Genomic DNA, 11580 nt, shown 5'->3' with positions numbered 1-11580 from the left:
CAATTCACCAATTCACCACTCTATTTATCTACTACCCACCTGACTATTAAGGGCTATTCTGTTCGCTCATTACTCTTCATTTGTTTCTTTTATTCTTTGTACTAAAAAGTCGACCGCCGCTTTTACCTTTGGTACTAAATAGCGCTGCTTTTGATACAACAAATAAACCGCCATAGTCGCATTTTGGCTTATCGCTAATTCATGCTCAAACTTAAGCTCTTGCAACTGGCCAGACTCAAGGTATGAGTCGAGCGCCCACCGAGTTGACATTAAAATGCCCTCGCCATTACACGCTTTTTTAGCCAGCCACGATCCGTTATTTGAAATAGCGACCGCAGGCCCAGAAACGTCGTGCCATTGCTCATCCACTTTACATAACCAAGGCGTTGGCCCCGCTGGCGTTTTAAAATAAAGACCACTGTGGCCCTTTAATTCCATAGCATTAGTAGGTACACCGTATTTTTGTAAATAGCAGGGTGACGCAACAGGAATAAAGCCGTTATCCATTAGTTTTATTGCCAACACGCGTTCATTTGGCGCATAGCCACCGCGAATAGCAATATCAACATCGTCACGCCCAAGTGTCGACAGTTCATCACTTAAGCTAACATCTAATATAATTTCGGGGTATAGCGCGCTAAATTCATCAAGCAGAGGCAGTAATATTTTGTCACCAAAACTTACCATTGAGCTTATACATAATCGCCCCATTGGTGTTGTTTGATAACTGCGTACAGTTTCGTGGCTTTGCTCTAGCTGATTTAATATTTGCTGAACATCGTTATAGTAAATTTGCCCAACTTCGGTCAATTTAACTATGCGGGTCGAACGCTTTAAAAGCGTAGCCCCTAGGCTTTTTTCTAAATCAGCAACTCGCCTCGACAACGACGAAGGCGGCACATCAAAAGCTTTGGCGGCTTTGGTAAAACTGCCCGTTTCAACCACCTTAATAAAATACCGTATGGCTTTTAGTTGATCCAAGTTGCCTCTCCATTAAATAAAATGCTTTATTGTCTTAAAGACAAAAGTGATTCGCATTTCCCCCTATATATAAGCAAATTAAAACAAGTAATAATGTACTCAACCTAAAGACAGGGACTTAAATTGCATTTTTTGGCAATGAGTATCTTCACGTTAATGATGGAAAGCTGACTTATGATTACTTTGCACGGTTTTGCTGCTAGCAACTATTACAACCTAGTTAAACATGTACTTTTACACAAACAACTGTCATTTAAAGAACACCTTGTTTACGGCGGTAGCGAAGAGTTATTAGCAATCAGCCCTGCAGGCAAAGTGCCTGCAATCACAACAGCTAATGGCCTTAATATTTCTGAGTCGAGTGTTATTTGCGACTTTATTGAAGAGTCGTACCCACAAACCCCGCTATATCCTAAAGATGCAGGTGAGCGCGCAGTTGTACGTCAAATTATGAAAATGGCAGAGCTCTATTTTGAACTGCCAAGCAGACGGTTTATCCCTTATGTATTTTCAGGCGCTGAAGTAACCGACACAACTAAAGGCGAAGTACGCCAAGTATTAACGCGTGGCGTAACCGCTTTGAGTAGCGTGTGTAAGTTTTCGCCTTGGATTGCAGGCGAGCAATTTACAATGGCAGACATTTACGTTTATTACGTAAACACCATAGTTAGCGCCTTTGGCTCAAGCCAGCTTGATTGGGATGTACTTGCACAAGTACACGGCATGAAAGAGTGGAACGAAACAATGAGCCAATTAGCTATTACCCAAAGCATAGAGGCCGATCGCCAATCAAATATGGCTGAATTTATGCAAAAAGTGAAAGCGCAAATACAGGCAGCTCAAAGCAAGTAATTACGCTATACGCTAACCATTCTCAATTTATAGGAACAGTCTTATGACAGATACAAATACACAACTTACTTCAACAATTAGCAACGACAACACCCTAACACTTGCTTTAAAAAACATCGAGATGCCAAAGCCAAATGCTGATGAAGTGGTTATTCGTATTGAAGCTGCACCATTAAACCCATCAGACTTAGGCGTTTTATTCAGCGCAGCTGATATGTCTACTGCAAAGCAATCGGGTACTGATGAAGACCCAGTAATTACTGCCGATGTTCCAGCGCAATTTATGCCATCACTTAAAACCCGTGTAGGTAAAGCAACACCCGTAGGTAATGAAGGCGCGGGCACCGTAGTGGCAGCAGGCTCATCGCCAGCCGCACAGGCATTAATGGGCAAAACAGTGGCTGTTATTGGTGGCGGTACGTATCGTCAATTTATATGTGCCAATGTACAAAGTTGCCTAGAGCTAAAAGAAGGGACTACCGCAAAAGAAGGTGCATCATCTTTTGTTAACCCACTCACCGCACTAGCAATGGTAGAAACCATGCGCGCCGAAGGCCATAAAGCCATTATTCACGCCGCAGCGGCCTCTAACCTTGGCCAAATGCTAAACCGTATTTGCATTGCCGATGGCGTTGATTTAATTAATATTGTTCGCAAACCAGAACAAGAAAAATTACTGCGCGATATGGGTGCAAAATATATTGTTAACTCAAGCAGCGACACTTTTCTTGCTGACCTAACAGCTGCAATAATCGAAACCGGTGCAACTATAGCGTTTGACCCTATTGGTGGCGGCCAACTAACAAGTGACATTCTTAACTGTATGGAAGTTGCAGCTGCGCGCGATATGAAAGAGCACACAATTTATGGCTCTGATACATTTAAACAAGTGTACATTTATGGCGCACTAGACCGCGGCCCTATTACATTAAACCGTAACTTTGGCTTTGCTTGGGCTGTAAACGGGTTCTTGTTATTTAATGCTTTAGGTAAATTAGGCACAGATACAGTAATGAAAATGCGCAAACGCGTTGCTGATGAAATCACCACTACATTTGCGAGTAACTACACGCACGAAGTGTCATTAGCTGAGGTATTACATTTACAGTCAATCGCGGCTTATTCTAAACAAGCCACCGGCGAAAAGTACTTAATTAAACCTCAAGCTTAATTAAATATTCTTCGTTAAAAATTAAAAAGCAGATGCTAATTAGGTATCTGCTTTTTTACGTTTAAATATACGCACTCTACTATTGCTAGGTTTGCAGTTAACGCGTCCTTAAAAGCCTGTCATAAAACCATCACAAAAACGTAATTTACTGAATGTTTACACATTGTTTGCACCTTTTATTCTTATAGTTTATCCACTTTAATAAAATAATAAGCGTGCCTACATGAATATAAAACCTTTTATATTTTATTCAGTTATTGCCTCTACTACATTATTGTATGGCTGCGGCGGTGCTGAGCAAACTACCGACACTAGCACAGAGCAAAGTACTGATTCATCATCAACAATCACGTCAACTGGCTTAGTTATAAATGAAATTGTCGCAAGCCCAAGTGATACCTCCTACGATTGGATTGAGCTATATGCCACTGAAGATATAGCCGATTTGTCGGTATTTTCACTTGTTGATGATAACGCCGACAGAGAGCCTCAAGCATTACCCGCAGTAGCGCTTTCGCAAGGAGAGTTTATTGTTATTCAAGCCATTGATGAAACCGACACACCGCCCGATAATGGTTATTACGTTACCTTTAAACTAGGTAGCGACGACGCTGTTACGCTTTATGAAAATAGCACTGCGGTGTCTGTACTTGATTGGGAAGAAGGCGAAGCCGCTGAAGGTTTTAGCTACGGCTTATACACCGACGGCACCGGCACCGCGCAAACATTAACACCAACACAGGGCGCAGCTAACCAAACAGCCGACACCTCAACACTTGTTACCACGCTAATTGCTGAAGATGCCCCACTGCGTATAAACGAAGTAGTAGCAAAAGACAGCAGCGGCTCCGAGGACTGGATAGAGCTTTATGTAACAAGCAGTAGCGATGTTTATTTAGCTGACTACACACTAAGTGATGACAATAACGAGCAATTTTCCCTACCCGACATTACTTTAGCGCCCGGTGAGTTTTATCGTATTTACGCCAGCACCGATGATTTAGGCGACCTCCCAAGCGTAGCGTTTAAATTAGGCTCAAGCGATACCGTAAGCCTTTACAGTAACAATGTAATTATAGAGCAGTTATCGTGGAAAAAAGGCCAAGCCTTGAGTGGTTACAGCTATGGCCGCTACCCAGATGGCAGCGATGCAACAGCGGTATTAACTCCAACAGAGCTTAGTCAAAATAGCAAAGCAACTCACGGACCACTCGTTATTAACGAAGTGGTGGCAAGCGCTGCAGACGATGGCAACGACTGGTTTGAGCTATACAATAACAGCGAAAATACTATTAACTTAGCCAACTACCACGTTATTGATGAAAGCGACGACATAGACCCAGTAACCCTGCCCGACATAGATTTATACGCAGGCCAATACATTACTATTTATGCCACCGATGAAGATCCAGGTACTTACTACGTCCCGTTTAAACTAGGTAAAGAAGACGAGTTAAGCTTAATACTCAACGATGAAGTAATTGACTACATTGATTGGGACGAAAGCGATGTAGCCACAGGCTTTAGTTACGGCCTAAGTAACAGCACCGACTTTACTCATGCGTTTTTAACCCCTACTCCAGGTAGCGAGAATACCGTTGCAACCGCATTTACACCTACAGCTGTTAATACGCTTTCTATTACAATTACCGACGAAAACTGGCAAGACATTCTAGATAACCCACTTGATGAGGAATATCACGAAACTGCTATTACTTTTAACGGTGTAACACTCGATAGCGTGGCTATTCGCACTAAAGGCGGCTCAAGCTTAAGCAGTGTTGCCAACTCTAGCAGTGACCGATACAGCTTTAAGGTCGACATTAACGAATACGTGTCGGGCCAAAAGTTTTTTGGGCTAAAAAAATTCACACTGCAAAACTCGTTTAACGACCCGTCGTACATGCGTGAAGTAATTGCCTACGACCTAATGGACGAAATGGGCGTACCAACGCCTGAGCATGCTTACGTTAACTTTTATGTAAACGGCGAACTATTTGGTTTGTACTTAATGGTAGAAGCCATAGATGGAGAATTTGTAGAAAAACACTTTGCCAACAGTAACGGCGATTTATACAAGCCTGATGGCACAGGCAGCGATTTATTATGGCTAGGTGACGACATACAAAGCTACACCGACATAAACTTACAAACCAACGAAGACACCACCGATAACGGCGCATTTATTAACTTTGTAGAATCGCTCGATGACGGCGAAACCAGCGCCATAGAGGTAGATACACTTTTACGATATATGTCGGTTAGCACTTCGCTTTCTAATTTAGATAGCTACCACGGTACGCTTGCTCATAACTATTATATTTACGATGACGATGGCGTATTTAGCATTTTGCCATGGGATTTTAATGAGTCATTTGGCACCTTTAACATGAATTGTAATGGCGTAGATGTAAGAGAGCTCTACATTGATGAGCCAGTAAGCGGCGCATTAAATGAGCGCCCGTTAATTGCTAATGTATTTGCCGAGCAAAGCAACCTTGATGTGTACCACAGTTACTTAACGCAACTTATTAATGGTTCACTTTCAAGCGACACATTTAGTGCCCGCGTAAATGAAATAGCCGACTTAATCCGTGAGCACGTACAAAACGACCCCACTAGTTTTTACGGCTCAGATTACTTTGAGCAAAACCTAACCTCTACTACGGGGCAGTTTTACGGTTTAACGTCGTTTATGCAGTACCGCGTAGCAAATATGGCCGCGCAGCTTGATGGCACATTGCCCTCAGCCGGCGACGGCAGCGGCTTTTGCTCTAGATAAACAACCCATCCTTCATGCAGTGCCAGCACGCTGGCACTGCACTCTGTAACTTTGCAATTTAATAGTCTGAGAAAATTATGACAATTCAAGCACGTTTAAAGGATGAATTTTTTGAAAAGGATACTTCAATCTCACCAGTAGCAATTACTGCAATAAACACTAAAAATAAGCAGGCCCAACCTGAAAAGCCAACCGCTGATAGCCCATTATCAACATTAATTAACGAGCTACTCACCCCGTTTGAAGGCTACGGATTAAAAGATCTTAATAACGCCAACTTAATGAACCGTGTAGACAGCAAGTTTATGCTGCCACTGTCTTTTTTACCTGAGCTACTAACTCACTTACAAGGCCAGTACCGTGTGCTTGATATACAAGGTAAGCGTTTATTTTCTTACTATAATCAGTACTTTGATACGCCCGAGCTTGATTTATACAAAGCCCACCATAACGGTAAGCTTAATCGATACAAAGTGCGCCAAAGACGCTACGTTGATACCGCCACCGAATACCTAGAAGTAAAACTAAAAAACAATCAAAGCCGTACGGTTAAAACACGTATCAAGCTCGAAAAAAACAACGAGCAAGCTCATTGTACTGCGTTTATGAAAGAACAAATGAAAAACAGCTTTGCACATTTAAACGTAACCCAACAAAGCGGCTATAACCGTATAGCTTTAGCCAACGAAGAAAAAGCCGAACGCTTAACGCTTGATTTTAACCTGTGGTACAACACCCCAAAAGGCGATAACAAAATAACCCTACCGGGCTTTTTTATTGCCGAACTTAAGCAACGTAAAAAAACAAAACACTCGCCATTTTATAAGCTGATGAGCAAACACCACATATTCCCTGCCTCGTTTAGTAAATACTGCATTGGCTGTGCTTTGCTCTACCCCGAGCGCTTAAAAGTAAACCGCTTTAAACCCGTTTTAGCCCGTTTAAAACACCTTAACCGCACTAACCCGCTTTTACCTTTAGAGAATAATTAAAATGACAAAATTAGATCTTATTTTTCTTTCCCGTTTTTTAGTAAACATCCTATCGCTGGCTGTACTTTGCTATGGCTGTTACTTTCGCATAAGTAAAAATGCAGTGGTGGCAGGCTCGTTTATTTTATTTGGCGTAGGCGTTTTTATTATTACCTTTTTGCTGCATGGCGTTGATATGTCAATGGAATTTGCATTTGGTCTATTTGCCGTATTTACCATGCTAAGGTACCGCACTGAGTCTATTTCGATTAAAGAAATGACTTACTTATTCCTTGTTACTGCTATTGCTTTACTTACCTCTGTAGGGCAAATGAGCTTAATTGAGCTAAGTATTCTTAACGGCATAATTTGCTTAATTGCCTTTGTAATTGACTCAAGCATATTTGTAAAACGCTACGAAGTACAAAGCGTTTGCTACGAGCGCATAGAAAACATAACCCCGCAAAACCAAGCCACACTCATCAACGATTTAAAACTGCGCACAGGCCTAAACGTAGTTGCTGTAGACATAGAGCACATCGACTTTTTAAAAGATGTAGCCCAACTAAAAGTGAGCTACTTAGCCGAAAAACAAACAAAGGTAGCCTAACATGACCTCTAAACTAACTATTTCTACCGTGGCGCTTTCAACACTTTGTTGTTTTGTTAGTAACGCAAGCTTTGCCAAAATTAACGATGATATAGACCTAAGCGGCTATATCATGCTCGACTACAACAAGTTTGATACCTCATTATTAGAGGAGCAATACGACAGCAGCAGCTCAGAAAGTACCTCAGAAATACGCCGCGCTCGCCTAAGTTTTAAATCAGACATAAGCAAAGACTGGAAAAGTAAATTTCAGCTTGGCTTTGCCGATGGCGAAACCGAAATAAAAGACGCCTACCTAGAATACTCAGGCTGGAGATATGCTGATTTAACCATAGGCCAGCAAAAAGAAGGTTTTGGCCTAGAAAAACTAACCAGCTCTCGTAATTTATTAATGCTTGAACGCAGCATGATAAGCGAAGCGTTTTCGCCAGGGCGAAGTTTAGGTATTAGCCTTTCAGGAGAGATAGCCTCAGTAAATTGGCAACTTGGTTATTATCAGCCCGACGAAGACGAAGCAACATCAGCTATTACAGGGCGGGTAGCCTGGGTGCCATGGCAGCAAGATACCAACCTATTACACTTAGGCGTCGCATTTAGTGAGAGGCAGTACGACGGTAACGAATTTAGAGTAAATGAGCCACTTGAAGTTTATACCGCCGACTCATTAATAGAAGGCGATAAAATTAATGCCGATAACCTCTCGCAGCAAGGTATAGAGCTGTTATGGCTTAAAGACAGATTGACCATGATGGCCGAGTGGCAACAAGCACAAGTAACCAGTATTGAAGAGTCAACCAATGATTACGAAGGCGGCTATTTGCAATTTGGTTATCAACTAACGGGCGGATACCGCAAGTATAAAAACGCAAAACTAGGCGCAAGCTCAGAGCCAGGCTGGGAGCTCACTGGCCGCTATAGCTTACTTAAGCTCAAGCAAGAAAACCAAGACGCAAAAACCTACTCCCTTGGTGTTAACTACACCGTAAACAAAAACATAAAGTTTATGGCCGACTACATTAAAGCCGACTACTTTGAGGCAGGCGGTACTATCACATCGGGCAATGCAATCTCATTAAGGCTGCAATATTCGTTTTAATGCGCTTGGTGTTTAGTCGTTTAGCCTAAAACTATAAAGCCCCTGTGTTAAACGTTACGTTTAACACAGGGGCTTTATAGTTACTTAGTAAATAATATTTAAGTTAGTTTTTAAATACTAATTACCAGCGCCTGCAAATTGTATTGGGTAATCCATATCGCCGCTGCGGTTAATACTGTTACACAGGTTTTTATTAAAACTGGTCAGTGATGGGTCGATGGTGTGCTCATTCACTACAATACCGTCACTTCGCCTTTTAACCTCAATAGATCCGATTGTTTTAATCGCTGATAAATTATCGCCTACGTTTTTAAATATAAAATACTCTATGTGTTCAGTAATAGACACCGCGTTTTCGATATCTCCCTTAACGGCAGGCACTTGGTAGTTAACACCATTACACGTTAAATCATAAACTTTTACTAATTCTAGCTCGTCAGCTCCTTGCACATCAGCAATAACTTTAATCGTGGGCTGCGCTGCTGTTTCAAGTAAGTATTGTGTTTCACTCATTTCGCTTAAAGAAAACGAATCAACGCTTTTAGCTATAGAACAGCCCGATAATAAAGTAAAAACTAAAAACACTGCCCTATTAAAAAACACCTATAAATACCTTATTTCTAAAATTTATTTGCTTAGTATTACCATAACACTAAGAGAGGTTCTAAATATAACCTCTAAACAGCTAAAACAACCTCACTTATATTCTTTCTCATTCAAGCTTGAAACAGGGCTTTATATAAGGCGAGGCTTTGATAAGTGAATTTCCAATGGGAATTTGGAATATTTCCCATTCAATGCTGGAATTGAGCTTATTTCTCAATTAACGCTGGAAGGGATCACCCGTACGTTGCTAGCCACTCAAGTACATTAAAGGTTTAAGGATATAGTTAATTTGATAGGCGTACTCTGGCAAACTTCGCTAGTGCGACATCAGCAGGCACTGGCAAACCTTGATGTATGAAGTCAAAATTTGACTCTTTTGACCCAAAAATTGTTGGCTAAAATAGGCGACGCAGGAGCAAAAGCCCACTGTTTTTAGTCCTTGTTGATTTTCTTGTTAGTGTTCTTTGCTTTAATAATAAATTTCATAGCGCCTAAGTGAAAAAAGGGCAACATAACATATGCGAGTAAAAGAGAATCAAAAAACAGTATCCAATGAAAAATTACAGCTTTATCTTCGGAGTTACAGAGATCGCGAGATAATATCTCAAAGCAAACTCCATCAGGTGAACCTAGAATATAAACTCCGATTCCAAAAAGTACTAAAGCGATCAAAACTCTTTTGAACATTTCAGCTTTTAACTTTTTGCTAGCCTTGACTCTCAGCTGAAACCTCCTTGAACACTACCACCCCGCTTAGGGGCAATAACACGTGGGCTAAAATTTGGAGCGAAGCGACTGAGTCCACGTATTACTGTCCCAGGGAGCTTGCGACCGACTTAATGTGATTTTTCAACGTTTAATTACCAATCAGCTGCATACTGTTTATTTGCTTTAAAAGCCTCGACTTCTAAAGGTGCTTTGTCATAACCAAATTCAGCTATGTCAGAGAAGTGCTGAGTTATCACTTGGTCAAGACTAGATCTTTCGATTTGTAGCACATGAACCAATTCATGAGCCAATTTTGGCCTATTGAGCTCATATCCATTATGAACATAAATAGAATATCTGAAAGCCTGAGCGTTATTGGTAATACCTTCACCAATAAAACCTAGTGCTTCACCTAGTGTTTTTAGAGCGAAGTTTTCGAATGGAAAGGGTACTTCTTCAACATGTACAATCCTGACTTTCTCTGGTTTTTGAATTCCTATATCAGCTGCCAAAGCTAATTCTCGTGAATTTAGCGGAATTCCTGACTCCGAGCCTTTTCTTTCAGTTTCATAAGCCCAGTCAACATACTGTGGTATCAATATGTCTGAGATGATTTTCTGGTATGACAGTGCTGCACCAATAATTAAAGCAAATAATATTATCACTGTAAGTTTGAAAAATTTCATTCAATTCAAATCCCTTTAAAAATTCCTACTAACTTGCAAAACAACATAACGCCGCGCTAAGTAGTGAGCGACGCCTACGTCTAACCTTAACCATTACACCGTAAACACAAAACTCATTTGAACCAAGAATGCCATGCGTTGCGAATCTGCCTTAAACGCTTTGTTATGCGTTCATTCCATGTGCAGGGCTGATTCTGGACATGATAACCATATCTATATACCGTCCACTTTTGAATGTACTCAAACGCTTAATGCCCTCAGTTTCAAAGCCTACCTTTTCATACAGAGCTTTGGCTGAAAGATTATCAGCATGAACCTCTAATTCAACACGAACTAAATTAAGCCAATTATCAGCTTGATTGATTGCTTCATGCATCAAGGCTTTTCCGACACCTTGTCCGTGACTTTCAGGGTGAACAGCGATGGCAATAGAAGCAGTATGCTTATCCCGAACTTTATCCGTTAGGAATAGCGTCACGTGTCCAACCACCTTACCATCAACTTCTGCGACTAACGTGTATTGATTTGATGCTGAAAAGAGATTTGAAACTTGCGAAGAGCTCAAAAAAGGAAGTTGTGATGTATTTGCCATTACTTCCTTAAAGCTATAAATATTATGAAGATCTTTATGATCAAATTCTTCTAAGTGTCTAATTTTCAAGTTATATCCCTAGTGTAAGATCTGCCGAACACCTAGCAATTTAATAGTGCGCTCATCGCGCATATTTTTGCCGACGCTACGCTCATTTTTCTGCATGATATAGTTTTAACAAATAACCTAAGGTATTACTATAACTAAGTTTTCTAAAGTTTTTAGGTGAAGTTAATAATCCAATTTGCGCGCAGCGCGCATTTTCATGAATATATGCGCAAAAAGCAGTTTGACCAATCAATTAACTACTATATTTAGCCAATCTCAATAACTGGTTTTCGCTCATAACCGCCTTAGAACATTTGCATTGCGACATTTATCTTGGCCGCTAACACCGCTCTATTAATATGAGGTACAACAATAAACCGCTATCCATACAGTAATAAACCAAAAAAGATAAAGTATAGAATTTTAGTTGGGAATCTCTGTTTAATTAGTTTAAGCCTAAAAACAAAATTCTGTCCC

General features: G+C 40.8%; 10 protein-coding genes. 6 read left to right on the top strand and 4 right to left on the bottom strand.

The genetic code is table 11. From position 1 onward, the window contains the following. Positions 1-69: 69 nt before the first annotated feature. Entirely contained in the window at positions 70-981 is a 912-nt protein-coding gene (locus tag H5160_RS04955; RefSeq protein WP_182736961.1) for a LysR family transcriptional regulator, read from the bottom strand. A 174-nt stretch (positions 982-1155) separates the two neighbouring features. Between H5160_RS04955 and H5160_RS04950 the strand changes: the two genes are divergently transcribed. The 6 genes from H5160_RS04950 to H5160_RS04925 all read left to right on the top strand — a co-directional run bounded on the left by H5160_RS04950 (position 1156) and on the right by H5160_RS04925 (position 8463). Then, on the top strand, positions 1156-1833 hold the full coding sequence (locus tag H5160_RS04950; RefSeq protein WP_182736959.1) for a glutathione S-transferase family protein: 678 nt from the start codon (positions 1156-1158) through the stop codon (positions 1831-1833). 43 nt (positions 1834-1876) lie between these two features. Then, positions 1877-3004, top strand: a complete 1128-nt coding sequence (locus H5160_RS04945; RefSeq protein WP_182736958.1) for a zinc-binding dehydrogenase — start codon at positions 1877-1879, stop codon at positions 3002-3004. A gap of 223 nt (positions 3005-3227) precedes the next feature. After that, complete coding sequence (locus H5160_RS04940; protein WP_182736957.1) at positions 3228-5786, top strand: CotH kinase family protein; 2559 nt, start codon at positions 3228-3230, stop codon at positions 5784-5786. 77 nt (positions 5787-5863) lie between these two features. Next, positions 5864-6778 (top strand): polyphosphate polymerase domain-containing protein, encoded by a 915-nt coding sequence (locus H5160_RS04935; protein WP_182736956.1) that lies wholly within the window; start codon positions 5864-5866, stop codon positions 6776-6778. Position 6779: 1 nt separating this feature from the next. Then, a complete protein-coding gene (locus H5160_RS04930; RefSeq protein WP_033022227.1) occupies positions 6780-7367 on the top strand; it encodes a DUF4956 domain-containing protein in 588 nt (195 codons plus the stop codon). Between the two features lies 1 nt (position 7368). Continuing rightward, a complete protein-coding gene (locus tag H5160_RS04925; protein ID WP_182736955.1) occupies positions 7369-8463 on the top strand; it encodes an OprO/OprP family phosphate-selective porin in 1095 nt (364 codons plus the stop codon). 117 nt (positions 8464-8580) lie between these two features. Here H5160_RS04925 and H5160_RS04920 read toward each other — a convergent pair whose 3' ends face one another. From H5160_RS04920 to H5160_RS04910, 3 genes are all read right to left on the bottom strand, one after another. After that, the gene (locus H5160_RS04920; protein WP_170071579.1) at positions 8581-9066 is read right to left on the bottom strand and encodes a hypothetical protein; all 486 of its coding nucleotides are present in this window, start codon (positions 9064-9066) and stop codon (positions 8581-8583) included. Positions 9067-9929: 863 nt separating this feature from the next. Further along, entirely contained in the window at positions 9930-10463 is a 534-nt protein-coding gene (locus H5160_RS04915; protein ID WP_182736954.1) for a hypothetical protein, read from the bottom strand. A gap of 163 nt (positions 10464-10626) precedes the next feature. Then, positions 10627-11124 carry a GNAT family N-acetyltransferase gene (locus H5160_RS04910; RefSeq protein ID WP_182736953.1) on the bottom strand — a complete coding sequence of 166 codons (498 nt, stop codon included), beginning with the start codon at positions 11122-11124 and terminating at the stop codon, positions 10627-10629. Between the last annotated feature and the right edge of the window lie 456 nt (positions 11125-11580).

The sequence above is a fragment of the Pseudoalteromonas sp. SG43-4 genome (genome assembly GCF_014164325.1).
Taxonomy (GTDB): domain Bacteria; phylum Pseudomonadota; class Gammaproteobacteria; order Enterobacterales; family Alteromonadaceae; genus Pseudoalteromonas; species Pseudoalteromonas distincta.
Note: the sequence above shows the minus strand (reverse complement) of the source record. Positions and strands in the feature narration are given on the sequence as shown.

What these genes read in the sequence shown, in the direction of transcription:
- H5160_RS04930 (WP_033022227.1), top strand. Translation starts at nt 6,780, where the DNA reads ATGACAAAATTAGATCTTATTTTTCTTTCCCGTTTTTTAGTAAACATC.
- H5160_RS04935 (WP_182736956.1), top strand. Translation starts at nt 5,864, where the DNA reads ATGACAATTCAAGCACGTTTAAAGGATGAATTTTTTGAAAAGGATACT.
- H5160_RS04940 (WP_182736957.1), top strand. Translation starts at nt 3,228, where the DNA reads ATGAATATAAAACCTTTTATATTTTATTCAGTTATTGCCTCTACTACA.
- H5160_RS04925 (WP_182736955.1), top strand. Translation starts at nt 7,369, where the DNA reads ATGACCTCTAAACTAACTATTTCTACCGTGGCGCTTTCAACACTTTGT.
- H5160_RS04915 (WP_182736954.1), bottom strand. Translation starts at nt 10,463, where the DNA reads ATGAAATTTTTCAAACTTACAGTGATAATATTATTTGCTTTAATTATT.
- H5160_RS04950 (WP_182736959.1), top strand. Translation starts at nt 1,156, where the DNA reads ATGATTACTTTGCACGGTTTTGCTGCTAGCAACTATTACAACCTAGTT.
- H5160_RS04945 (WP_182736958.1), top strand. Translation starts at nt 1,877, where the DNA reads ATGACAGATACAAATACACAACTTACTTCAACAATTAGCAACGACAAC.